Source organism: Streptomyces sp. LUP47B (assembly GCF_001746295.1).
Taxonomy (GTDB): domain Bacteria; phylum Actinomycetota; class Actinomycetes; order Streptomycetales; family Streptomycetaceae; genus Streptomyces.
The window spans coordinates 256896-280272 of record NZ_MJAH01000013.1 but is presented as its reverse complement, the minus strand read 5'-3'; the positions used below and the strand labels follow the sequence as shown (position 1 = coordinate 280272).

The 23377-nt window shown below is 70.7% G+C and carries 21 protein-coding genes; 14 read left to right on the top strand and 7 right to left on the bottom strand.

Annotation, left to right across the window (positions count from 1 at the left end; all coding sequences use genetic code 11):
• The first annotated feature begins 30 nt into the window (after nt 1-30).
• The 4 genes from BFN33_RS34290 to BFN33_RS34275 all read left to right on the top strand — a co-directional run bounded on the left by BFN33_RS34290 (nt 31) and on the right by BFN33_RS34275 (nt 7231).
• Nucleotides 31-1773: an LCP family protein gene (locus tag BFN33_RS34290; RefSeq protein WP_069764071.1), complete on the top strand. Its 1743-nt coding sequence runs from the start codon at nt 31-33 to the stop codon at nt 1771-1773.
• A 259-nt stretch (nt 1774-2032) separates the two neighbouring features.
• Nucleotides 2033-3634, top strand: coding sequence for an LCP family protein (locus BFN33_RS34285; RefSeq protein WP_069764070.1), 1602 nt, complete (start codon nt 2033-2035; stop codon nt 3632-3634).
• A 159-nt stretch (nt 3635-3793) separates the two neighbouring features.
• A complete protein-coding gene (locus BFN33_RS34280; protein ID WP_079141148.1) occupies nt 3794-5536 on the top strand; it encodes an LCP family protein in 1743 nt (580 codons plus the stop codon).
• A 63-nt stretch (nt 5537-5599) separates the two neighbouring features.
• Nucleotides 5600-7231 (top strand): LCP family protein, encoded by a 1632-nt coding sequence (locus BFN33_RS34275; protein ID WP_370743340.1) that lies wholly within the window; start codon nt 5600-5602, stop codon nt 7229-7231.
• A 35-nt stretch (nt 7232-7266) separates the two neighbouring features.
• Here the strand turns inward: BFN33_RS34275 and BFN33_RS34270 are convergent, their stop codons facing one another.
• Nucleotides 7267-8295: a glycosyltransferase family 2 protein gene (locus BFN33_RS34270; protein WP_069764067.1), complete on the bottom strand. Its 1029-nt coding sequence runs from the start codon at nt 8293-8295 to the stop codon at nt 7267-7269.
• Nucleotides 8296-8426: 131 nt separating this feature from the next.
• Here BFN33_RS34270 and BFN33_RS34265 point away from each other — a divergent pair, with 131 nt between their 5' ends.
• Nucleotides 8427-9887, top strand: coding sequence for an LCP family protein (locus BFN33_RS34265; protein WP_079141141.1), 1461 nt, complete (start codon nt 8427-8429; stop codon nt 9885-9887).
• 37 nt (nt 9888-9924) lie between these two features.
• On the opposite strand, the gene BFN33_RS34260 is transcribed toward BFN33_RS34265, so the two are convergent.
• Entirely contained in the window at nt 9925-10482 is a 558-nt protein-coding gene (locus BFN33_RS34260; protein ID WP_069764065.1) for an acyl-CoA thioesterase, read from the bottom strand.
• Nucleotides 10483-10601: 119 nt separating this feature from the next.
• Here BFN33_RS34260 and BFN33_RS34255 point away from each other — a divergent pair, with 119 nt between their 5' ends.
• A complete protein-coding gene (locus tag BFN33_RS34255) occupies nt 10602-11915 on the top strand; it encodes an LCP family protein (RefSeq protein ID WP_069764064.1) in 1314 nt (437 codons plus the stop codon).
• A 12-nt stretch (nt 11916-11927) separates the two neighbouring features.
• Here the strand turns inward: BFN33_RS34255 and BFN33_RS34250 are convergent, their stop codons facing one another.
• The 3 genes from BFN33_RS34250 to BFN33_RS34240 form a co-directional block, all read right to left on the bottom strand.
• A complete protein-coding gene (locus BFN33_RS34250) occupies nt 11928-12701 on the bottom strand; it encodes a class I SAM-dependent methyltransferase (protein ID WP_069764108.1) in 774 nt (257 codons plus the stop codon).
• Nucleotides 12702-12905: 204 nt separating this feature from the next.
• Nucleotides 12906-13268 (bottom strand): four-helix bundle copper-binding protein, encoded by a 363-nt coding sequence (locus BFN33_RS34245; RefSeq protein ID WP_069764063.1) that lies wholly within the window; start codon nt 13266-13268, stop codon nt 12906-12908.
• A 178-nt stretch (nt 13269-13446) separates the two neighbouring features.
• Nucleotides 13447-14604 (bottom strand): acyl-CoA dehydrogenase, encoded by a 1158-nt coding sequence (locus BFN33_RS34240; RefSeq protein ID WP_069764062.1) that lies wholly within the window; start codon nt 14602-14604, stop codon nt 13447-13449.
• Nucleotides 14605-14782: 178 nt separating this feature from the next.
• Between BFN33_RS34240 and BFN33_RS34235 the strand changes: the two genes are divergently transcribed.
• The 6 genes from BFN33_RS34235 to BFN33_RS34210 all read left to right on the top strand — a co-directional run bounded on the left by BFN33_RS34235 (nt 14783) and on the right by BFN33_RS34210 (nt 20724).
• A complete protein-coding gene (locus tag BFN33_RS34235) occupies nt 14783-16126 on the top strand; it encodes a UDP-glucose/GDP-mannose dehydrogenase family protein (protein ID WP_069764061.1) in 1344 nt (447 codons plus the stop codon).
• Between the two features lie 284 nt (nt 16127-16410).
• Nucleotides 16411-17061, top strand: a complete 651-nt coding sequence (locus BFN33_RS34230; RefSeq protein ID WP_069764060.1) for a hypothetical protein — start codon at nt 16411-16413, stop codon at nt 17059-17061.
• Nucleotides 17058-18377 carry a copper resistance CopC/CopD family protein gene (locus BFN33_RS34225; RefSeq protein WP_079141139.1) on the top strand — a complete coding sequence of 440 codons (1320 nt, stop codon included), beginning with the start codon at nt 17058-17060 and terminating at the stop codon, nt 18375-18377. Before BFN33_RS34230 ends, BFN33_RS34225 begins: the two co-directional genes overlap by 4 nt.
• A gap of 42 nt (nt 18378-18419) precedes the next feature.
• Nucleotides 18420-19451: a plastocyanin/azurin family copper-binding protein gene (locus tag BFN33_RS34220; protein ID WP_069764059.1), complete on the top strand. Its 1032-nt coding sequence runs from the start codon at nt 18420-18422 to the stop codon at nt 19449-19451.
• A gap of 119 nt (nt 19452-19570) precedes the next feature.
• Nucleotides 19571-20029 (top strand): hypothetical protein, encoded by a 459-nt coding sequence (locus BFN33_RS34215; RefSeq protein WP_069764058.1) that lies wholly within the window; start codon nt 19571-19573, stop codon nt 20027-20029.
• The gene (locus BFN33_RS34210) at nt 20026-20724 is read left to right on the top strand and encodes a cupredoxin family copper-binding protein (RefSeq protein ID WP_069764057.1); all 699 of its coding nucleotides are present in this window, start codon (nt 20026-20028) and stop codon (nt 20722-20724) included. Before BFN33_RS34215 ends, BFN33_RS34210 begins: the two co-directional genes overlap by 4 nt.
• Nucleotides 20725-20805: 81 nt before the next feature.
• Here the strand turns inward: BFN33_RS34210 and BFN33_RS34205 are convergent, their stop codons facing one another.
• Nucleotides 20806-21315 carry a CGNR zinc finger domain-containing protein gene (locus tag BFN33_RS34205; protein ID WP_069764056.1) on the bottom strand — a complete coding sequence of 170 codons (510 nt, stop codon included), beginning with the start codon at nt 21313-21315 and terminating at the stop codon, nt 20806-20808.
• 117 nt (nt 21316-21432) lie between these two features.
• Here BFN33_RS34205 and BFN33_RS34200 point away from each other — a divergent pair, with 117 nt between their 5' ends.
• Nucleotides 21433-21792, top strand: a complete 360-nt coding sequence (locus BFN33_RS34200) for a VOC family protein (protein ID WP_069764055.1) — start codon at nt 21433-21435, stop codon at nt 21790-21792.
• Between the two features lie 28 nt (nt 21793-21820).
• Complete coding sequence (locus tag BFN33_RS34195) at nt 21821-22204, top strand: VOC family protein (protein WP_057611570.1); 384 nt, start codon at nt 21821-21823, stop codon at nt 22202-22204.
• A 54-nt stretch (nt 22205-22258) separates the two neighbouring features.
• Here the strand turns inward: BFN33_RS34195 and BFN33_RS34190 are convergent, their stop codons facing one another.
• The gene (locus tag BFN33_RS34190; RefSeq protein ID WP_069764054.1) at nt 22259-23371 is read right to left on the bottom strand and encodes a dipeptidase; all 1113 of its coding nucleotides are present in this window, start codon (nt 23369-23371) and stop codon (nt 22259-22261) included.
• Nucleotides 23372-23377: the final 6 nt, after the last annotated feature.

Here is a 23377-nt window from a genome sequence, read left to right as displayed (position 1 = left end):
TGCATCCGGCCGACGGAGGATTCAGCAACCGTGGACGCACAAGGCCGTGGGCAGGCGGGCGACATCGACCCCGCAGACCAGTGGGTACTCAACCCGCACACCGGTGAATACGAACTGCGACTGACCCCTTCCGCACCGCAGTCGGGTATTCCCGGACCCCGTAGAGCCGCACCCTCCCCGAACAGGGCGGGAGTACCCGCCGGTCGTACGGCCAAACCCGTGGCGACGGGCCGTACGGTGCCGCCTCCGCGCAGGCGGGGCGCACCGCCCGAGGAGCCGCTGCCGGGGCGCCGTGGGCGCCGGCCGGTCAAGAAGAAGTCGACGGCGAAGAAGGCCCTGCTGTGGACCGGCGGCACGATGGCGTTCGTGCTGGTCGCGGCGGCGGGCGGCGGCTACCTCTACATCCGGCACCTCAACGGGAACATCACCTCCGTCTCCGACGACGGCGCGAGCACCGGTGGCTTCCAGACCGACAAGGCGATCAACATCCTGCTGATCGGCACCGACAAGCGCACCGGTGCGGGCAACGGGAGCTACGGCGACAAGGACAGCGTCGGGCACGCCGACACCACGATCCTGCTGCACGTCTCGAAGGACCGTACGAACGCGACCGCGCTGAGCATCCCGCGCGACCTGATCGTGAACGTCCCCGACTGCGAGACCACGCTGTCGGACGGCACCACCAAGGTCATCCCGGGCACGGACGACGTCCGCTTCAACACGAGCCTGGGACAGGACGAACGGACCGCCAGCTGCACGGTGCGGACCGTGACCGAGCTCACCGGGATCCAGGCCGACAACTTCATGGTGGCCGACTTCAACGCGGTCAAGACGCTGACGACGGCGGTCGGCGGGGTCGAGGTCTGTCTGGCCAAGGACATCGACGACGAGGACTCCAAGCTCAAGCTGTCGAAGGGCACGCACACCATCTCGGGTGAGCAGGCTCTCGCGTTCGTGCGCACCCGGCACTCGGTCGGCTTCGGCGGTGACCTGAGCCGGATCGGGCTCCAGCAGCAGTTCCTGAGCGCGCTGATGCGCAAGCTGAAGTCGAACGACACGCTGACCAACCCGGCGAAGATGATCAAGCTGGCGGAGGCGGGCACCAAGGCGCTGGCCGTCGACTCCAACCTGGACAGCATCGGCAAGCTGAAGGACCTCGGTCTGGAGCTGGGCAAGCTGAACGTGAAGAACCTGACGTTCACCACGGTGCCGGTCGTCGACAACCCGACGGAGAAGGTGAAGGCGACGGTCGTTCTCAACGACGCGACCGCCCCCACCGTCTTCGACATGATCAAGAACGACGTGTCCTTCACCGAGGTCAAGAAGAAGGCCGGGGCGTCCAAGAGCGCCGAGGCGGCCGAGGAGGCGGCCCGGCTCAAGGGCACCAAGTCGGCCGCGTCCGAGGTGCGGGTGCGCATCCTCAACGGCGGTGCCGCGGCGGGCAGCGCGCAGGCCGAGCTGGAGTACCTGCAGAACGAAGAGGGCGTACTGAAGTCGGAGAACGCGGGCAACGCGGACGCGGCACTGGCGAAGACGACCCTGGAGTACGCCCCCGACCAGGCCGACCAGGCGCGCAGGCTCGCGGCCATCCTGGGCCTGTCCGGGGCCCAGCTGAAGCCCGGCAAGAGCGTCACCAACTCCCAGGGCCTGCCCACCATGACCCTCACCCTCGGCAAGGACTTCAAGGGCGCCGGGGTGTCCTTCACCACGGCGACGAAGGCACCCGAGGGGGTGCAGCAGTCCACGGCCGACAAGGTCGAGTGCGCCAAGTGACAGCCGGCGAACACCCCCGTCGTCCGCCCGAAGGGCCGGGCGCCGCGGCGGTCGGTGCGTGGGATCGCAAGGCGACGGAGCGTCCTCGTGCAGGCGCCACGTGGGCGTTTCGGCAACGCCGCGAGGGTGCGTGCCGGCCCGGCGGCCCAGCGAGGAGTTGTTCGCCGGCTCTGCGGTGACCTAAGAGGCTTGTCGTGCGTCTAACCAGTCGTACGGCAGGTCTTTTCGTTCGTTCTGCGTGAGGGTGGGGAGACAGGGGATGGGGCACAGCAGTGTGCACGAGGAGGGGGCGCGGCCGGACGTACGGCCCGCCGATGAGCCCGGTCCGGACGGAGCCGGACGGCACGGGCGGCGGCGGGCCAGGGCCCAGCGCAAGCACCGGGTGCTCAGATGGTCGGCGACCACGCTCGCCGTGCTGATACTTGGCACCGCCGGCGCGGGATACCTCTACTACCAGCATCTGAACGCCAACATCCGCAAGGGCGAGCGCAGCAGCGGTGACTCCAAGGCGCACAAGGCCGAGGCCAACGCGGCCGGGCAGACGCCGTTGAACATCCTGCTGATCGGTTCGGACAGCCGTAACTCCGACGAGAACGTGAAGCTGGGCGGCAGCAGGGACAACCGCGGCAACCCGCCGCTGGGCGACGTGCAGATGCTCATCCACCTGTCCGCGGACCGCAAGAGCGCAGCGATGGTGAGCATCCCGCGCGACACCCGGGTCGACATCCCCAAGTGCACGGACCCGGACACCGGGAAGACGTACCCGCCGATCAACGACATCATCAACACCTCCCTGGCGCGCGGCGGCGCCGGCTGCACGCTCGCCACCTGGCAGAACCTCACCGGGGTCTACATCGACCACTGGATGACGATCGACTTCTCGGGTGTGGTGAGGATGGCGGACGCCATCGGCGGTGTCTCCGTCTGTGTGAAGCAGAACGTGTGGGACCGCCCGACGGCCCAGGTCGCCGGCGGCTCCGGGCTGAAGTTGACGGCGGGCACGCACAAGGTCAAGGGCAAGCAGGCCCTGCAGTGGCTGCGCACCCGGCACGCCTGGGGCAGCGACCTGATGCGGGCCAGGGCCCAGCACATGTACCTGAACTCGATGATCCGCACGCTGAAGGGGCAGAACGTCTTCACCGACACCCCGCGGCTGATGGACCTCGCCGAGGCGGCCACGAAGTCCCTCCAGGTGTCCGAGGAGATCGGCTCGGTCAAGGAGCTCTACGACCTGGGCCTGCAGCTCAAGTCGGTGCCGACGGACCGCATCACCTCGGTGACGATGCCGAACGTCCAGGACCCGAAGAACAAGGAACACGTCGTACCCGACGGCGCGAACGCCGACAAGCTCTGGGAGATGCTCCGCGACGACGTGTCCCTCGACGACAAGGGCAAGGCCCCGGAGGGGAAGAAGACCGTCGCGGCCACCAAGCCCCCCTCCGCGCCGGACGACGAGATCGGTGTCCTCGTGCGGAACGCGACGGCGACCTCCACCCTCGGCCCGGTGGGCGGACGCGCCGGCACGATCGCCGAGGAGCTCGTGCGGAAAGGTTTCTCGCAGGCGTCCAAGGACGCGACGGCGGGCCTCTCCGAGGACCGGACGGTCGTGCGCTACCCGAGCGCCGACCTGGAGGGCGACGCCCAGCGCATCGCCAAGTCCCTGGGAATCCCCATGAGTTCGGTGAAGAAGTCGACCGATGTGTCCGGGGTCACCCTCGTCGTGGGCGCCGACTGGCGTACCGGGACGGCGTATCCGAAGCAGTCCGAGGCCAAGGCCGGTGATCTGCCGGGCAACTCGGACGCCATCAACGGCTCGGACACCGGTCAGTGCATGGACGTGTACTCCGTCTACCAGTGGTAGGGGAACGGGACGGCCGGGGGCCGAACGGTGGGGTCCAGGCGTACGTACATACTTACAGGATCGGCGCAGGAACAACTCACGTCGCTCAAGGCCCAACCGGGCGGATAGTGTGAGCGATCCAGCGATCGCCGCGTGGCCCTGACGGAGGATTCGGACAACGTGGACGCACAAGGCCGTGGGCGGGCGGACGACGTCGACCCCGCAGACCAGTGGGTGCTCAATCCGAACACCGGTGAATACGAACTGCGACTGGGCCCATCCGCACCGCAGTCGGGCATTCCTGGTCCGCGCAGAGCCGCGGCCGCGCCCTCGCCGAGCAGGACGGGTGCGGCGGGCGGTCGTACGACCGCCCCGGTGTCCCCCGGCCGGGACGTACCGCCGCCGCGCAGGCGCCGGGGCGCGCCGCCCGAGGAGCCGCTGCCGGGGCGGCGCGGACGGCGGCCGGTCAAACAGACGTCGAAGGCGAAGAAGAGCCTGCTGTGGACCGGCGGCACGATGGCGTTCGTCCTGGTCGCCGGTGCCGCGACGGGCTACTTCTACCTCAAGCACCTCGAGGGCAACGTCGGCACGACCGACGTCGGCGACGCGGCAGCCAGCAACTTCAGCAAGGACGAGGCTTTCAACATCCTCATCATCGGCACCGACAAGCGCACCGGTGAGGGCAACGAGGGCTACGGCGACGCGGGCAGCGTGGGCCACGCCGACACCAACATCCTGCTGCACGTCGCCAAGGACCGGACGAACGCGACCGCGCTCAGCATCCCGCGCGACCTGATCGTCGACATACCGGACTGCCAAACCAAGCAGGAGGACGGCACCGAGAAGGTCGTCGCGGGGCTGGAGGACGCCCGCTTCAACCGGAGCCTCGGTGAGAGCGGCCGGGACGCGGGCTGCACGATGCGCACGGTGGAGGCGGCCACCGGCATCAAGCCCGACCACTTCGTGATGGCCGACTTCAACGCGGTGAAGACCCTGACCACGGCGGTGGACGGGGTCGAGGTCTGTGTGGAGAAGGCTGTCGACGACAAGCAGTCGAAGCTCGTCCTGCCCGCCGGCAAGTCGAAGGTGCAGGGCGAGCGGGCTCTCGCCTTCGTGCGCACCCGGCACGCCTTCGGCAACAAGGGCGACCTGGACCGGATCAAGGCGCAGCAGCAGTTCCTGGGCTCGCTGATGCGCAAGATGACCTCCGGCGACACCCTCACCAGCCCCACCAAGCTGCTGAAGCTGGCGGAGGCCGCGACCAACGCGCTGACCGTGGACAAGGCGATCGGCAAGGTCGGCACGCTCAAGGACATCGCCCTGGAGCTGAAGAAGGTGCCGACGAAGAACATCAGCTTCATGACGATCCCGGTCAAGGACAACCCCGCCGAGACGGTGGTCAAGGCGACGGTGATCGTCGACGACTCAAGGGCCCCCGCGATCTTCGACGCGATCAAGAACGACGTCTCCTTCACCGAGGTCAAGAAGCAGGAGAAGAAGGAGAAGGCGGAGGTCGCGGCCCGGCTCAAGGGCACCAAGTCCGCCGCGTCCGACGTCCGCGTGCGCATCCTCAACGGCGGCGCGGCCGGGGGCAGCGCGCAGCAGCAGCTCGCCTACCTCCAGACCGAGGAGGGCGTGACCAAGTCCGAGAACGCGGGCAACGCCGAGGCGACGCTGGCGAGGACGACCCTGGAGTACGCCCCCGACCAGGCCGACCAGGCGCGCAGGCTCGCGGACATCATGGGGCTCTCCGGCTCGGCACTGAAGCCGGGCAAGAGCGTCACCAACGCGCAGGGCCTGCCGGCCATGACCCTCACCCTGGGCAAGGACTTCAAGGGCGCGGGCGTGAAGCTCAGCTCCTCCGCGGCGGCCGCACCGGGCGTGGACAAGTCCACGGCGGACAAGGCCCAGTGCGCGAGCTGAGGTCCGCCGGGGCAGGACCCAGGTCTCACACAGGTTCGTAGGGCAACCTCACGGGCCCGTCGTATGTCTAAGACGTGCGGCGGGCCCGACGCATGGCGTGCGGGTCCGGTGGGGTGGGTGGGGAGGACGGGAACGTTGACAACGCAATACAGCGTGCAGGACGTCGCGCCGGGGACCGAGGCGGAGTCCGGGCACGGCAGCCGTAGGGCGCCGCGCAAGCACCGGATGCTCAGATGGTCCGCGACCACGCTCGCGGTACTGATACTCGCGGTGGCCGGGACCGGCTACCTCTACTACCGGCACCTGAACTCCAACATCGAGCAGGACGAACTGAACCTGGGCGACAACAAGGTCGCCGAGCCGACGCCGAACGCGGCGGGCCAGACCCCGCTGAACATCCTGGTCATCGGTTCCGACGCACGGGACAACGAGGAGAACCAGAAGCTGGGCGGCGCCAAGGAGACGTTCGGCTCCACTCCGCTCGCGGACGTGCAGATGCTGCTGCACCTGTCCGCCGACCGCAGCAACCTCTCGGTCGTCAGCATGCCGCGCGACACCCTCGTGAAGATCCCCAAGTGCACGGATCCGGACGACGGCAAGGTGTACGCGGCGAGCGACGGCCGGGCGATGACCAACCAGAGCCTCGGCCACGGCGGCCCGGGTTGCACGGTGGCCACCTGGCAGGAGCTCACCGGTATCCACATCGACCACTTCATGATGGTCGACTTCTCGGGCGTGGTGTCCATGGCCGACGCCATCGGCGGTGTCCCGGTCTGCGTGGACGCCAACATCGAGTCGCGGGACAGCCAGGGGCACGGTTCCGGCCTGAAGCTGACGAAGGGCACGCACCCGGTCAAGGGCGAGCAGGCCCTGCAGTGGCTGCGCACCCGCTACGGCTTCGAGGACGGCAGCGACCTGGCCCGTGCCAAGGCCCAGCACATGTACATGAACTCGATGGTCCGCGAGCTGCGCGCCAACGCCACCCTGAGCAGCCCGAACAAGCTGCGCAAGCTCGCCGAGCAGGCCACGAGGGCGGTCACGGTCGACTCGGGGCTCGGCACCGTGAAGAAGCTCTACGACCTCAGCAACGAGCTGCGGAAGGTCGAGCCGGAGCGCATCACCATGACCACGATGCCCAACCGGTACGTGGGCGCCCGGGTGGAGCCCACCGAGGACGCCGAGCAGCTCTTCCGGCTGGTGCGCGAGGACATCGCGCTGGACGGCAAGGACGCGAAGAAGGCGACCGCCGGGAAGGCCGAGGCGGCCTCCGACGACCAGGCCGCCGCGAAGGACGAGATCGGGGTCCTGGTCCAGAACGGCACCCGCACCGGCTCCCTGGCCGCGGCGAGCGGCCGCGCGAGCACGGTGGCCGGACTGCTGGTGGACAAGGGCTACGACAAGGCGGTCTCCGACCGGACGGGGTCCCTGAGCGAGGCGACGACGCTGGTGCGCTACCCGAGCGCCGAGCTGGAGGGCGACGCCCAGGCGGTCGCCAAGTCCCTGGGGATTCCCATGAGTTCGGTGAAGAAGTCGACGGACGTCTCCGGGGTCACCCTGGTCGTCGGCGCCGACTGGCGCGAGGGCACGACGTACAAGGCGCCCAAGCAGGACGACACGACCCCGAAGACCGCGGAAGCCCTCAACGGCGCGGACGACACGGCCTGTATGCACGTGAACCCGGGCTTCACCTGGTGACGGGGGGGCGCCCCTCGGTCCTGAGGGGCGCCCGTTCACACCTTGTTCAGTACGGCGGGCCGGCGCGAGGCGATGACCCGCTTCGCCAGCGAGCGCGGGCTGGTCAGGAAGCCGTAGCCCCAGCACATGTGCATGGTGGCGAGCGCCACGGGTATCTGGAGCCGTGCCTTCAGCGGGAGCCCCTTGCCCGCGGGCAGCGAGCCGAGGACGATCGCCGCGAGGTAGCCGCCGGGGACGACGAAGCCGAGCGGGGTCAGCACCGCCCCGACCACGATTCCGGCCGCGATCGCGCACACCGCGGTCGGCGGGGCGAGGTAGCGCAGGTTGATGGAGCCCTCGTGGTAGCGGGCGACGACGTGCCGCCAGCGGCCGTAGTCCTTGTACTGCTTGGCGAGGGCCTTCACGCTCGGCCTCGGGCGGTACGACACCCTGAGCTCCGGCGAGAACCAGATCAGCCCGCCCGCCTCACGGATCCGGAAGTTGAGCTCCCAGTCCTGGGCGCGGATGAACTCCTCGTTGTAGCCGCCCTGTTGCTCCAGCGCCTCGCGCCGGAAGACACCGAGGTAGACGGTCTCGGCCGCCTGTGCCTCGCCACCGGTGTGGAAGGCCGCGTTGCCCACGCCGATCTTCGAGGTCATCGCGGCGGCGACCGCGTGCTCCCAGTCGTTCTCACCCTCGGCGTGCATGATGCCGCCGACGTTCTGCGCGCCGGTCTCCTCCAGGAGCCGTACGGCGGTCGCGATGTAGTTCGGCGAGAGCATGCCGTGCCCGTCGACGCGGACGACGATCGGGTGGCGGGAGGCCTTGATCGCGGCGTTCAGCGCGGCGGGCGTGCGGCCGGCCGGGTTCGGGACGGTGTGGACGCGGGGGTCCTCGCGGACGAGCTCGGCCGCGATCTCGTCCGTGCGGTCCGTGGAAGGACCGAGGGCGAGCACGACCTCCATCTCGCCGGCGTACTCCTGCGCGAGGATCGCTTGGACGGCTCCGCGCAGATGCCGCTCCTCGTCGAGGACGGGCATGATCACGGACACGGCGGGGAGCTGCACGTCGGGCTTGGCGTTCATAGGGGGCTCACGTTACCGCGAACGGGGGACACCGCCGCGCCCCGCCCGGGGCGGTGCCGGTCGTCGCAGATCGTATGGGCCTACCGTGCTCATGATCCCTCGTTCGGCTGCCCTCGCGGAGGTGTTCCCCCTTGCCCAGCACGCCGCCACGCCCCTCCGCCGCCCGCCCTCGCCCCCCGCAACGCCGGCCCTCCCGGCCGCCGGTGCGACGCAAGCGGCCCCGCTGGGGCATGCGGGCGGCGACCACGCTGTCCGTCGTCGTGCTCGCCTCCGCCGGGATCGGGCACGCGGTCGTCACCAGCCTCGACGCGGACATCGCGCGCGTGGACCCCTTCAAGGACATGAAGAACCGGCCGCGCGCCGGAGACGGCATGAACGTGCTGCTGGTCGGCACCGACGGCCGCGACAAGATCACCGAGGCCGAGCGGCTGAAGTACCGGCTGGGCGGCGAACCCTGCCACTGCACCGACACGATCATGATCGTGCACATCTCGGAGGACCGGGAGCGGGCGAGCGTGGTGAGCCTGCCGCGCGACTCGTACGCGACGACGCCCGCGCACGTCGACATGACCACGGGGGAACGTCACCACGGGCATCCCCTCAAGATCAACGCGGCCTACGCGGAAGGCGGGCCGCAGCTGACGGTCCGGACCGTCGAGAACATGACCCACGTGAAGATCGACCACTATCTGGAGGTCGACTTCACCAGCTTCATGAAGACGGTGGACGTGCTCGGCGGCGTCGAGATCTGCAACGCCGACCCGCTCAAGGACGCGTACACCGGCCTCGACCTCGCGGCCGGCCGGCACCGGCTGATGGGCGGTCAGGCCCTGCAGTACGTCCGCTCCCGGCACGCCGACGGCTCCTCCGACCTCGGCCGGATGAAGCGGCAGCAGCGCTTCCTCGCGGCGCTGATCGACCGGGCGACCTCGTCCGGCATCCTCCTGAACCCGATGAGGTTCCGCGACGTGACCCGGGCCGTCCTCGGCTCCGTACGGGCCGACAAGGGCTTCGGCACGGACGAACTGCTCGGTCTGGGGCGGGCGATGCGGAACTTCTCCCCCTCCTCCTCGGAGTTCACGACCGTGCCGATCGAGCAGATGGGATACGTCGTCAAGGGCGTGGGCTCGACCCTGAAATGGGACCCGGAGAAGTCGGCGCGGCTCTTCAAGTCCCTGCGCGAGGACCAGCCGCTGGCCGCGGACAAGCCGAAGAACAAGGCGCTGCTGGTCCCGGTGTCCCCGCAGCAGATCCGCGTCCAGGTCGAGAACGCCACGGCGGCCGGCGGACTCGGCAAGCGCGTGGACACGGCACTGGCGTCGACGGGGTTCCGTACGACGGGGTTCCCGGTGAGCTCCGCCGACCGCACGCTGAAGCGCACGGTCGTCGCCTACGACCCCCGCTGGGACCGTTCCGCCCGCTCCCTGGCGGCGGCCCTGCCCGGCAGCGAGCTGCGGGCGGTGAAGGGTCAGGGAGCGGTGCTGAAGGTGATCGTGGGCGCGGACTTCGAGCGGGTACGCAAGGTACGGGCCGAGGACGAGCTCCAGGGGGAGTCCGGAGTGGTCAGGGGTGACGAGGTGGGGTGCGTGTAGGCGGAGCGTTGTCCGTGAGTTCTCTCACGGGGGCGGCTCAGTCCTCGAAGCCCTCCGCCGCCCGCTTCTCCCGCAGCTCCATGATCGCCCGGCGTCGCGCGAGCCGGTGGGTGCGGCGGATCTGCGCCTCCTGGTACCGCCGCTCGTCCCGTTCCGTCTCCGGAAGCACCGGCGGCACCCGGCGCGGCCTGCCGTCGGCGTCCACGGCCGCGAAGACGAGGTAGGCGGAGCCGACCTGGGTGGCGGGCGTGGACTCGTTCCAGCGCTCCGCGAGGACCCGCACACCGACCTCCATCGAGGTGCGGCCGGTCCAGTTGATCTGGGCCTTCACATGGACGAGGTCACCCACCCGGACCGGCTCCAGGAACGCCATCTCGTCCATGGAGGCGGTGACCGCGGGCCCGCCGCTGTGCCGCCCGGCCACCGCGCCCGCCGCGTCGTCCACCAGCTTCATGATCACGCCGCCGTGCACGGTACCGAGGAGGTTGGTGTCGGCCTGGGTCATGATGTGGCTCAGCGTGGTGCGGGACGCCGAAGTGGGCTTGCCCGGGATCTCCGGAGTACCCGGTTGCGCGACGGTGGCCTGGTCTGTCATGGCCTCCACCTTATGCCGTGATGACAATCGCGGAATTTGTGTCAGCTTGGCAACAGCGCTGCCCTGATTTTCCGACGACCCTTGTATAGGGCACAGCCGGTACCTGCACACTGGGCCCCATGAACGATTGGCCCGAGGGATGGTCCGGCGACAACCGCGACCGGTACGGACGCGGCAGCGCGAGCGCACAGCCCGAGAGCGCCCGCGTGATGCGGCAGGTCGGCCGCGATCAGGGGGCGCCCGGGCAGGGCGCGTACGGCGGTCGGAGCCCGTCCGCGCCGCCGTACGGCAACGGCGTGCCCCAGCAGCCGTCGTACGTCGACGGCCAGGGCCACGGCGGCGGCTATGACAGCGGCTACAACACCGGCCAGGTCTACGGCGCCCCCGGCGGGGGCGGTGGCTACGGCGGCCCCGCCGAGCCGGGCGGCGGCGGCGGCCGTGGTCCGCGGCCCGCGCCGAACTGGCGCAAGCGGATCAAGTGGACTGCGATCGTCGTGGTCACCGGGCTGATCGTGACGACCGTCGCCACCTACTTCTGGGCCGACTCCAAGCTCAACCGCGAGGTCGACCTGTCCAAGGTCATCGACCGGCCGGAGCAGGGCGACGGCACCAACTACCTCATCGTCGGCTCCGACAGCCGCGCCGGGCTCTCCTCGGAGCAGAAGAAGCAGCTGCACACCGGCTCCGCCGAGGGCAAGCGCACCGACTCGATGATGATCCTGCACACCGGCAGCAACGGCGACACGCTGATCTCGCTGCCGCGCGACTCGGACGTGGAGATCCCGACCTTCGTGGGCTCCGAGTCCGGCAAGACCTACAAGGGCACGGGCCGGCACGTGAAGCTGAACGCCGCCTACGCCGAGGACGGCCCCGAACTGCTGGTGCGCACCGTCGAGTTCAACACCGGGTTGCGCATCGACCACTACGTCGAGATCGGCTTCGCCGGCTTCGCGAGCATCGTGGACGCGGTCGGCGGGGTCGAGATCGACATCGACAAGGGGTTCAAGGACAAGTACTCCGGCGCCGACTTCTCGGCGGGCAAGCAGAAGCTGAACGGCGACCAGGCGCTCGCTTTCGTCCGCACCCGGCACGCGTTCGCCGCGTCCGACCTGCAGCGCACCAAGAACCAGCAGAAGTTCCTCGCGGCCCTTGCCCACCAGGTGGCCACCCCCGGCACGGTCCTGAACCCCTTCAAGCTCTACCCGACGCTCGGCGCCGGCCTGGACTCGCTCATCGTCGACAAGGACATGGGCCTGTACGACCTGGGGTCCATGTTCTTCGCGATGAAGGGCGTCAACGGCGGCGACGGCACCTCGCTGAACATGCCGATCTCCGGGTCGACCGGAGGCAACCTCGTCTGGGACAAGGCGAAGGTGAAGCAGCTGGTGCAGGAGCTGAACAACGACGAGAAGGTCACCGTCTCGGGCAACTGAGGACCAGGGTCCTCAGGCCCGCCGTCCCGAGCCGAGCAGCGCGATGTGCGGAAGGGCCAACTGCCCTTCCGCCACCGTGTGTTCAGCGCTCAGACGCTCGTACTCCCGCCGGATCCGGGCGACGGTCCCCGGGTCCTGCGAGGTGACGATCAGTCCGATCGTGGCGACCCCGCCCGCGGCGGCGCTCCACCACTCCTCGACTCCGGCGCGGTGTTCCCAGGTGAGTTCGGCCGCCTCCGCCTCGATGAATCCGGCCTCGCCGAGCAGTTCGGCGAGGCCGTCCGCCGTACGGTCCCAGTCCTGTGCCGGATCCAGCCGCGGGAGGTAGGCCGGCGGTACGGCCCCGCCCGCCGCGCAGGCCCGGCCCAGCAGGTCCTGTCCCGCGCCGCGCCGTGCGCTCCACGTCGTGAGCGCGATCCGGCCGCCGGGGCGCAGAAGGCGGTGGAGTTCGGCGAGGGCGGCGCGGGGGCGGCCGACGTGGTTGATGACGAAGTTGCCGATGACGGCATCGAACTCGCCCTCAGGGTAAGGGAGTTCGGGCAGTACACCGGTGTGCGCGTCGAGCCCGCGGGCACGCGCCGCCGCCACCATCCCGGCGTCGGCGTCCACGGCACTCACCCGGGCACCGCGCGCCCGCGCCGCCACGGCCGCCGTACCGGTGCCGGTCCCGACGTCGAGGACCCGGGTCCCCTCACCCACTCCGACCGCGTCGAGCAGGGCCTCCACCGGGTGGGCGCACAGCCGCGCGAAACTCCCCGCGTAGGCCTCGGTCCGGCCCTGCCACATGTCCCGCTCGGCGGCGTCGAAGGCCTCGGTGGGGTGCGTCGTCGGGGGCAGCGACGGCGGCTGGAAGAGCCGGTCCGCGGGCTGTCCCTGCTCATCCGTGTAGGGCGGCGTCGTCTTCTCGGGCGAGGTCATGTCCGGCAGTCTGCACCCCCGGTGATCAAGGGCACCCGAGCGGGTGCCCTCGATCCGTTCAGCCGGTCGGCGTCACATCGCCATACCCGACATCGCGTGACAGGTCTGCGCACAGCGACGACACGCCTCCGCGCAGCGCATCATCTGGGCATCGTCCGGCATGGACATACACGCCTCGGCGCACATCTCGCACGCCTTGGCGCACATCGCGCACATCTCCGCCGACAGGGGCGAGCGGCGCATCATCATGTCCGCGCACATGCGGGTCATCTCGGCGCAGTCGATGAGCGCGCGCATGATCTGCATCTGCGCCTGGCCACCCATCTGCATGCAGGAGCTCATGGTCTCCTCGCAGACACTGTGGCATTCCATGCACGCCGCCACGCAGTCCTGCATCTCCTTGCTCATCGTGGACATGCTCTCGGCCTGGGTCATGGCTCCTCCTGGGGGATGCGGGAACCCGGGACGGGTCCCGTGCCCTTCCGTCCTACGCCCCTGCCTCGCGGGGCGCCATCGGGCGGACGTGAACAATCCACCCCGAAATGCCCCAGCCGCAGTACGACAAAAGCCCCCGGAACGCATCCGGGGGCTCGGTCGTCGCCGGTCGGACCGGCTACGGCAGGTTGCGGGCCATGACGATCCGCTGGACCTGGTTCGTGCCTTCGTATATCTGCGTGATCTTCGCGTCGCGCATCATGCGCTCCACCGGGTAGTCCCGGGTGTAGCCGTACCCGCCCAGCAGCTGGACCGCATCGGTGGTGACCTCCATCGCCACGTCCGAGGCGAAGCACTTGGCGGCGGCGCCCTGGAAGGTGAGGTCCTTGTCGCCGCGTTCGGACTTCGCCGCCGCCTGGTACGTCAGGGCGCGGGCCGCCTCGATCTTCATGGCCATGTCGGCGAGCATGAACTGGATGCCCTGGAAGTCGGCGATGGCCTTGCCGAACTGCTTGCGCTCCTGGACATAGCCCTTGGCGTAGTCGAAGGCGCCCTGGGCGACACCGAGGGCCTGGGCGGCGATGGTGATGCGGGTGTGGTCCAGGGTCTTCATCGCCGTGGCGAAGCCGGTGCCCTCGTCGCCGATCATTCGGTCGGCGGGGATGCGGACGTTGTCGAAGTAGACCTCGCGGGTCGGGGAGCCCTTGATGCCGAGCTTCTTCTCCGGGGCGCCGAAGGAGACGCCCTCGTCGGACTTCTCGACGACGAACGCGGAGATTCCCTTGGAGCGCTTGGTCGGGTCCGTGACCGCCATCACCGTGTAGTACTCGGACTCTCCCGCGTTGGTGATCCAGCGCTTCACGCCGTTGAGGATCCAGTGGTCGCCGTCGCGGACCGCCTTGGTCTTCATGCCGGCCGCGTCGGAGCCGGCGTCCGGCTCGGAGAGGGCGTACGAGAACATCGCGTCGCCCTTGGCGAGCGGGCCGAGGTACTTCTTCTTCAGCTCCTCGCTCCCGGAGAGGATCACCGGGAGCGAGCCCAGCTTGTTCACCGCGGGGATCAGGGAGGAGGACACGCAGACGCGCGCGACCTCCTCGATCACGATCACCGTGGCCAGCGCGTCGGCGCCCGCGCCTCCGAACTCCTCGGGGACGTGCACGGCGTGCAGGTCGTTGGCCACCAGCGCGTCCAGCGCCTCGCGCGGGAAGCGGGCCTCCTCGTCCACCGCGGCGGCGTAGGGCGCGATCTTCGCCTCCGCCAGCGAGCGGATGGCGTCCCGGAGCATGTCGTGCTCCTCGGACGGGCGGTACAGGTCGAAGTCAGCCGATCCGGCCAAGGTCTCTCACGCTCCAAGGACGCTGCAGTGCCTGTGCTAATTACCGTTAAGTAACTCAAATTTTAGGGCCCGGCCCACGGGAGTGATACGTGAGCTTGGCGACAGCGGGAAAACTGCCCGTCAGACCCTCCGACTATGCTCGGGCGCGCACTGGCCCGTCCCTCTTTCTGGAGTCTCCATGGCCCTCAAGATCACCGTGATCGGCACCGGCTACCTCGGCGCCACCCACGCCGCGGCCTTGGCCGAGCTCGGTTTCGAGGTGCTGGGGCTCGATGTGGTGCCCGAGAAGATCGAGATGCTCCAGCGGGGCGAGGTCCCGATGTACGAGCCGGGCCTCGAGGACCTGCTGCGCAAGCATGTCGCCGGGATCGAGGGGTCCACCGGCCGGCTCCGCTTCACCATGGACTTCGCCGAGGTCGGCGCCTTCGGTGACGTGCACTTCGTCTGTGTGAACACCCCGCAGCGGCACGGCGAGTACGCCTGCGACATGTCGTACGTCGACTCCGCGATCGCCTCCCTCGCCCCGCACCTGACCCGCCCGGCCCTCGTCGTCGGCAAGTCGACGGTGCCCGTCGGTTCCGCCGACCGGCTGGCCCGCTACCTGGCCGACCACTCCCCCGCGGGCGCCGACGCCGAGCTGGCCTGGAACCCCGAGTTCCTGCGCGAGGGCTTCGCCGTGGACGACACCCTGCACCCGGACCGGATCGTCGTCGGCGTGCGCAGCGAGCGGGCGGAGAAGCTGCTGCGCGAGGTGTACGCGACGCCGCTCGGCGAGGGCACGCCGTTCGTGGTGACCGACTTCCCGACCGCCGAGCTGGTGAAGACGTCCGCGAACTCCTTCCTGGCGACCAAGATCTCGTTCATCAACGCGATGGCGGAGGTGTGCGAGGCCGCGGACGGCGATGTGGCGAAGCTGGCGGAGGCCATCGGCTACGACGACCGGATCGGGAAGAAGTTCCTGCGGGCCGGGATCGGCTTCGGCGGCGGCTGTCTGCCGAAGGACATCCGGGCCTTCATGGCCCGTGCGGGTGAGCTCGGCGCCGACCAGGCGCTGACCTTCCTGCGCGAGATCGACTCGATCAACATGCGCCAGCGCGGCCAGATGGTGGAACTGGCCCGGCAGATACTGGGCGGCGGGCCGTTCCTCGGCAAGCGGGTCGCGGTGCTCGGCGCCACCTTCAAGCCCGACTCGGACGACGTCCGGGACTCGCCCGCACTGAACGTCGCCGGGCAGATCCACCTCCAGGGCGGCCAGGTCACGGTCTACGACCCGAAGGGCATGGACAACGCCCGCCGCCTCTTCCCGACCCTCGGCTACGCCGACACCGCCGTGGACGCGGTCCGGGGCGCCGACGTCGTCCTCCACCTCACGGAGTGGCGGGAGTTCCGCGAACTGGACCCGGCGGCCCTCGGCGAGGTCGCGTCGGCGAAGGTCGTCCTCGATGGCCGCAACGCCCTGGACCCGGTGCTGTGGCGGAAGGCCGGGTGGACGTACCGGGCGATGGGGCGGCCGACCGCCTGACCCCGGGACAGGTCGTACAGGGCCCCGGCGTGTTCCAGCGCCGGGGCCCTGTCGTGCGCCGACCCGGCATATGCCCGCCCTCCCCGGAATCCTCAACACGAGTTCGATTTGCATTCGAGCACGGTGCGGAATCGACCGTTCTCACAGACCACGACCTCGTAATGGAGAGGTAGGCAACCATCGGTTAACCGGTGCGTAGTGATGCGGAATCCGCCCTCCACTCCACTGTTCGTCATCGGCCGCGTTCTTCGGTCGGATTGAGCTGAGCATGTCAGGAGTGAGTCATGCCCTTGTTCCGCAGGGCGACGGGTGTCCCGCGTGACCACCGCGACGAACTGGTCGCCGGGGCGCTCGTCGGCACCGTGGTGATCGTGCTGGGCTACGCGTCGGGCATCGGCGCCCCCGCCTCCGGCGCGGCCGAGGCCGCTCCCCCGGTCACCCCGCCCGCGGCCACGGCACCGGCGACGACTTCCCCGGGAACCGGTCAAGCCCCGGTGGGATCCGGGGAGTTGCCTTCGTACGGCGGAGTCGGCGGAGGCGGCGGAGGCCTCGGGTACGGCGGCGGATACGGCGGCGGGGGCGTGGTGACCGGTACCGTCCCCATCGGCTCCGGTGGCGGCCAGGGCGGCGGGCACTCCGGCCACGGGACCACGCCGGTCCCGGGCACCGGCTCCCCCACGCCCACACCTGGGCCCACCACCCCCACGCCGTCCCCCTCGGACACGGGCAGCTGCTCCGACGGCGAGGTCAAGCTCGTACAGCCGCTGCTCGTCGGGGTCACCGACTCCGTCCTCGGCCTCCTGGACGGCCCGGCGGCGACCCCCTCACCGTCGCCGACCGCCTCCCCCTGCGTCGGGCTCGCCCCCGCTTCCGGCCTCCTCGGCGGCATCCTCGCCCCCGCCTCCGCCTCCCCGCAGCCGGAGGCGACCCCGTGACGACACTGCGCCGGACCCTGCTCCTCCTCGCCGCCCTGCTCTGCGCCCTGTTCGGCGCGGTCCAACCCGCCGCCGCCCACACCGGGTTGGTGAGCTCCTCCCCCAAGGACGGGGCCGACCTGAAGAAGGCGCCCGGAAGCCTCGTCCTCACCTTCGACGAGGCCGTGGACCTCACCGACGTACGGGTGCTGACGGTGGACGGCGACCGGCTGCCGGTGTCGCACACGGCGAAGAAGGATGTCGTGCGGGTCGCTCTCAACAGCCCGGCGGACGGCAGGTTCGCCGTCGTGTGGTCCGTCGTGGACGAGGAGGACGGGCACGCCTCCTCCGGCCGGATCGCCTTCACCGCCGGCACGGCCGCCACCAGGACCGGCGGCGACGAGGCCCCGGCTGCCGCTCCCGCACCGTCCCCCTCGGTGCGCAAGGGCCTCGTCGCCGTCCGCTGGGCCGGATACCTCGCGCTCACCCTGTTCGTCGGCGGGCTCGCGTTCGTCGCGCTGCTGTGGCCGGGCGGCACCCACGAACCGCGGGCCCGGGCGCTGCTGGGGCTCGCCTGGACGGGCGGGCTGCTGGCGACCGTGGCGGCCGTCGGACTCCAGGGCGCGTACGCCTCCTTCGGCGGGCTGCGGGACGCGCTGCGCCCGGCGACCTACGCGGACATCCTGGCCACCGAACCCGGCGTCGTGCTCGCCGCACGGGGGCTGATGTGGGTGCTCGCGGCCGTGGTGCTCAGCGCGCTGCTCCAGGGCGGCGCGGCCACCTCCCGCTCTCCGGGCTGGCGGGTGGGCGCCCTCGCGGTCACCTTCGGGCTGCTGCGCACGACCGGGATGACGGGCCACAACTCCGAGGGCAGCGAGCCCACTTGGGGCGCCGTCGCCGACTTCGTGCACCTGCTCGGGGCCGCCCTGTGGATCGGCGGGCTCGCCATGCTCGCGCTGGCCGTGCTGCCCCGCCGCCAAGCCGCGGAGCTGGCGCGGGTCGTGCCGGGCTACTCGAAGCTCGCGGCCGTGAGCGTCACGGGCATCGTCGGCGCCGGGCTGGTGCTCGCCTGGCAGGTGGTGGGGTCGTACGGCGCCCTGCTGCACACCTCGTACGGGCATCTGCTGCTCATCAAGACAGCTGTCCTCGGGAGCGTCCTGGTGGCCGCGTACGCGAGCCGCCAGTGGGTGCGCACCCGCCTCGATCTCGCCGTGCTGCTGCGCGGCGACGCCGCCACCGTGCGGCCCTTCGGTTACTCGGTCGCGGCCGAGACGGGGCTGGTCCTCGTCGTCCTCGCCGTGACGAGTCTGCTGGTCACGGCCGATCCTGGCCGCTGAACTCCATGGGAAACAACTCCCTGGGAAACAATAGGAGTTGAAGTGAAAAGAAGCGATGAGACCGGCGAACGGCGGCTCCAGCCGCCGACGGCCAAGGCCGGTAGGTCCGGGGGCCGGTCCCTGCTGTTCGTGGGGCTCGGTGCGGCACTCGCGGCCGTGCTCAGCCTCGGACTGCTGAACGCGGCGTCGGGTTCCACCAATTCCTCGCAGCAGACCGCGGGCGCGGCTCAGGCGCCCGCTGCCGCCGCTGCCGAGGTCCAGCCCGCCGCGGCTGCCAAGCCGGACTACCAGGTCGACATCATGAGCTACAAGTTCGGCGACGGTAAGCAGCTCGTCGTCGAGGCCGGCCAGACCGTCCAGTGGACCAACCACGACAGCGCACCGCACACGGTCACCACGACCAAGGCCCCGGTGGCCTTCGACTCGGGGACCCTGAAGCAGGGCCAGTCGTGGTCGTACACCTTCACCAAGGTGGGGACGTACGAGTACTACTGCGCGGTGCACCCGGACATGGTGTCGTCCGTGAAGGTCGTCGCCGCGTCCGGTGGCGGTGGCGGTGGCGGTACGTCGCCCACGCCCACCCCGACCGCGACGCCGACCGGCATGCCCATGCCCACGGCCACTCCGACGGCCACCCCCACCTCGACGCCGCCCACCGGCACGCCCACCGCGACCCCGACGGCCACGCCGACCTCCGGTGGCGGCTCCGGCTCCGGCGAGCAGTGCGCCAGCATCAACAACGAGTTGCTGCCGATCCTCCAGCACCTCTACGCGGCACACCTGGAGGAGTCGCCGGGCCAGCAGGTGCAGGACGCGCTGGCGCTCGACTCGTACCTCAAGATGCACACGGTGTGGATCGAGTCCATCCTCAAGCCGGCCGTCAGTGACGGCGGTTCGGTGGCCGACGACACCCTCACCGTGCTGCTCCAGCACATCTACTCGGCACACCTGGAGGAATCGCTCGGACAGCAGGTCACCGACCTGCTCGACACCGACAGCTACGTGAAGATGCACACCGTCTGGGCCGGGCACATGCTCAAGCCGACCACGGACTTCCTCACCGCCAGCTGCTGACACGTCCCGCGCAAGGGTGGACGCCGCTCCGGCCGGGGCTCAGCCGGCCGGAGCGGCGTCCACGCCCCATTCTCCACACCCCCGCCACATTTCGGGAACCGCTTTCCAAGGAGTTCGGGATGACAACCGTCACCCTGCCCACCGTTCCTCCGCCCCAGCGCCACACCGTGGCCCCCGGCCGCTCCCTCGCCGAACTCACCGCCTGGTACGGGCCGTTGCCGCTGCGGCGACGGCGGGTGCCGCTCGCCGAGGCGTCCATGGAGACGTCCCAGGACGCCGGGCAGCCCTCGTTCCGCTTCGAGTTCGACGACCGTGAGCTGCGGGCCGTCCTCACCTCCGGGCAGGTCGACACCCTGCCCGGCGACCGGCTCCAGCTCACCGGCGACCTCGCCCTGAACGGCGTCGCCTTCCCCGTCCTGCTGCGGCTGCGGGTGGTCGAGCGCGACGAGGACCGGCTGCTCGTCGTGGGCGCGGCCAAGCTGCCGTACCGGCTGCTGCGCCGGGCCACCGGGTTCCGGCTGCCGTGGCGGATTCCGGCCACGCGCCTCAGGCTGCTCGTCGCGGCGGAGTTCGCATGAGGGGGCTGCTGCGGGCCGCGGCGGTGCTCGCGCTGCTCGCCCTGGGGATGCTGCCGTACGGCCACGAGGCGTCGGCCGCGACATTCCAGGTGGCGATGAAGGGATACGCGTTCTCGCCGGCGAGCTTGAGCGTGCCCGCCGGGTCCACGGTGACGTGGACCAACTACGACACCGCTCCGCACGACGTGAAGACCACCTCGGGCCCGCTCTCCATCCACTCCCCCATGCTGAACAAGGGCCAGAGCTGGAGCTTCACGTTCACCACGGCCGGAGCCTACGGCTACGTCTGCACGGTCCACCCGGACATGACGGCGGGCATCACGGTCCGGGCGGCGGCTCCCGCTCCGACCCCGGCGGCACCGACGCAGCACGAGCACACGCAGCCGTCCACGAGTCAGCGGCAGCACTCGACGATGCCGGGCATGACGACGAGCCGCGGCCCCGCGGCGACCCGGGCCGGCTCGTCGCCCTCACCCACGGCGTCCCAGGCCGCCGTACCGCAGACGGCGCCGTCGCCGCAGGTCTCGCAGGCGGCGCAGCCGGCCGCGACCCAGGCGGCCGCGTCCACGGCCCGGCCGCTGGATCCGCTGCTGGTCCTGGCCGGTCTGGTCGCGGGGGTCGCGGTGCTGTGCCTGCTGCTGGTGGGGTCGCGGGCCGCGGCTTCGACTCCGCGGGGAGGAGAGGAGGGCGTGTAGGTCGGGTGCGGCGCCGTCGTGGCCGGTCGCGCAGTTCCCCGCGCCCGTGCGGCTCCGCGCGGGCGCGACCGGCGCCGCTCCCTACGGCGCTCCCTTCCCCCGATACCTCCGCATCTTCGCCCGCGCCCCGCACACCTGCATGGAGCACCAGCGTCCCCGGCCCGCCGGGCTGCGGTCGTAGTACGCCCAGTGGCAGTCCGCCGCCTCGCAGGCCTTCAGGCGCATCCAGGTGCCGGCGATCAGTGACTCCGCGACGGCGGCGGCGACACGGGAGAGGAGCGGGCGGGGGTCGGCGGGGGCGAGGGCGGCCGAGCCGTCCGACGCGGCCACCGTCAGGACCAGGGGCGCCGCCGCCAGCAACTCCCCCAGCGGTGTCACCGCGCGATGCGGCGGATGCCCCGCGTGAGCCAGCAGGGCGACCCGCAGCGACTCCCGCAGCTCGCGGGCCCCCGCGACCTCGCCCTCGGCGATCCCGAAGCGCGCCCGCCCCTCCGCCGTGTCCAGCGAATCGGCGCCCGACTCCAGATCCACCGTGTTGACCAGGGTCTGGACCAGGTCAAGCCCCCCGGGCGCGGGCGATCGCTCACTCATGGCTGCACGCTACCTAGCTAGTGAATCCCCTTGCGAGGTTACCTCCAATACGGGAGCATGCGGTAACGGTTACTGGTTACCCGGTCCTACAGGTAACCCCGCTTCAAGGAGGAAGCCATGGCCATCGCCGAACTCGGAGTCGTCGTGCTGGACTGTCCGGACCCCCGCGCGCTCGCCGGTTTCTACGCCGGTGTCCTCGGCGGCAGTGTCGAGGGCGAGGGGGACTGGGTGGACCTCAGGACCCCCGGCGGACCGTCGCTGGCCTTCCAGGCCGCCCCCGGTTTCGTACCGCCGAAGTGGCCCGCCCCCGACGCCTCGCAGCAGTTCCACCTGGACCTGACCGTCGAGGACCTGGACGCGGCCGAGAAGGAGGTGCTGGCGCTCGGGGCGAAGCCGCTGGACGCCGAGGACCGCTCCCGCACCTTCCGTGTGTACGCGGACCCGGCGGGGCACCCGTTCTGTCTCTGCGCCTGCTGAACCGCCGGTCGAACCAGAAGGAGCTCTCGTGACTGTCGCACGCTTCCGTTCCGTCGTGATCGACTGCCCCGATCCCCGCGCGCTCGCCCGTTTCTACGCCGGGATCGTGGGCGGCACCCCGGAGGACGACGACCCCGAGTGGGTGGTCCTGCGCGTGCCCGGCGGCCCCCGGCTGGCCTTCCAGAGCGCACCGGGGCTCACCCCGCCGGAGTGGCCGCGGGCGGACCGCAACTCCCAGCAGTTCCACCTCGACTTCGACGGCGGGACCACCTGGGAGGAGATCGACGCGGCCGAGGCCCGGGTGCTGGAGCTGGGCGGACGGCCGCTGCACGCGGAGGACAAGGAGGACTTCCGGGTGTACGCGGACCCGGCGGGCCACCCCTTCTGCCTCTGCCGGATCGACCCGGTGTAGCGCGCGCCGCGCCGCTGACCATCCGTCGAGCTCGGCGATTTCCGGCACCGCGGGCTACCCGCCGAGCTCGGCGATCTTCGCCGTCGACGGCTCGCGTCGTAGCTGTGCCGCTCGTGCGGTGAAGTCGGACTCGCGCAGCACCCGCTGGACGTTGCCCCAGGTCAGCAGCGCGAGGTCGGCCTCCTCCCAGCCGCGGCGCAGCAGCTCGGCGACGAGGTGGGGATAGCAGGCGGCGTCGTCGAGCTCCTGGGGGTGGGCGATGCCGGCGTCGTAGGTGCCGGACAGGCCCACGGACTCGGCGCCCGCGACCGCGCGCAGGTGGTCGAGGTGGTCGGCGACGTCCCGGACCGTCGGGCCGGTCTGCTCGGCGGTCAGCGGCACCATGCACAGGCCCCGGGCGGCGCCCAGCTCGACGAGCAGGTCGTCGGGAAGGTTGGCCGGGTGGGGGCGCAGGGCGCGGGCGGCGGAGCGGGTGAAGAGCACGGGCGCCTTGGCCACCGCCAGGGTCCGCCGGACGGTGGTCTCGGAGGCACCGGAGAGATCGGCGAGGACTCCGAGCCGGTTCATCTCGCGCAGCACCTCCTCACCGAACCGGGTGAGCCCCGCCTCGCTCGCCCAGGACACCCCGGACAGGGTGAGGACGCGCAGGCCGAGGGTGTGCAGGGAGCGCAGGATGCCGAGCGAGTCGCCGAGGGCGGCGGCTCCGGCGGGGCCGAGCAGCACGGCGACGCGGCCGCAGTTGCGGGCGTCGGTGGTCTGTCCGGCGGTGCAGGCCAGCCGCAGCCCCTCCGGGTGATTCCGTACGACCGTCTTCACCAGGTCGAGCTGTTCCAGGGTGGCGCCGACGGCACGGTCCCCGTCGAGCCCCTCGGGCAGGTGCAGCGACCACATCAGGGCGCCGACGTGGCCCTCCCTGAGCCTGGGCACATCCGTGTCCACGGCGCTCTCGCCGACCTCCAGGTCGAACCAGGGCAGGTGTCTCAGGGCCCAGGGCAGTCCGCTGTAGCCGTCGGCGACGGGGTGCGCGGCAAGGATCGCGCGGGCACGGTCCAAAGGCTCGCTGTCCGGATCGGAGACGGGGGTGTACAGCTCCGGCACAGCCTCGAAGAGCCGGGGCAGCTCTCCCACCTCGGCCGTGGGGGGCAGTTCGTCCTGGAGGTCTGCCATGACGGG

Bases quoted from the DNA above. Each gene is read 5' to 3' on its own strand.
- BFN33_RS34275 (WP_370743340.1), top strand. From the start codon at position 5,600: ATGTCTAAGACGTGCGGCGGGCCCGACGCATGGCGTGCGGGTCCGGTG.
- BFN33_RS34215 (WP_069764058.1), top strand. From the start codon at position 19,571: ATGACAACCGTCACCCTGCCCACCGTTCCTCCGCCCCAGCGCCACACC.
- BFN33_RS34205 (WP_069764056.1), bottom strand. From the start codon at position 21,315: ATGAGTGAGCGATCGCCCGCGCCCGGGGGGCTTGACCTGGTCCAGACC.
- BFN33_RS34230 (WP_069764060.1), top strand. From the start codon at position 16,411: ATGCCCTTGTTCCGCAGGGCGACGGGTGTCCCGCGTGACCACCGCGAC.
- BFN33_RS34200 (WP_069764055.1), top strand. From the start codon at position 21,433: ATGGCCATCGCCGAACTCGGAGTCGTCGTGCTGGACTGTCCGGACCCC.
- BFN33_RS34285 (WP_069764070.1), top strand. From the start codon at position 2,033: ATGGGGCACAGCAGTGTGCACGAGGAGGGGGCGCGGCCGGACGTACGG.
- BFN33_RS34270 (WP_069764067.1), bottom strand. From the start codon at position 8,295: ATGAACGCCAAGCCCGACGTGCAGCTCCCCGCCGTGTCCGTGATCATG.
- BFN33_RS34245 (WP_069764063.1), bottom strand. From the start codon at position 13,268: ATGACCCAGGCCGAGAGCATGTCCACGATGAGCAAGGAGATGCAGGAC.
- BFN33_RS34250 (WP_069764108.1), bottom strand. From the start codon at position 12,701: ATGTGGCAGGGCCGGACCGAGGCCTACGCGGGGAGTTTCGCGCGGCTG.
- BFN33_RS34190 (WP_069764054.1), bottom strand. From the start codon at position 23,371: ATGGCAGACCTCCAGGACGAACTGCCCCCCACGGCCGAGGTGGGAGAG.
- BFN33_RS34210 (WP_069764057.1), top strand. From the start codon at position 20,026: ATGAGGGGGCTGCTGCGGGCCGCGGCGGTGCTCGCGCTGCTCGCCCTG.
- BFN33_RS34260 (WP_069764065.1), bottom strand. From the start codon at position 10,482: ATGACAGACCAGGCCACCGTCGCGCAACCGGGTACTCCGGAGATCCCG.
- BFN33_RS34235 (WP_069764061.1), top strand. From the start codon at position 14,783: ATGGCCCTCAAGATCACCGTGATCGGCACCGGCTACCTCGGCGCCACC.
- BFN33_RS34255 (WP_069764064.1), top strand. From the start codon at position 10,602: ATGAACGATTGGCCCGAGGGATGGTCCGGCGACAACCGCGACCGGTAC.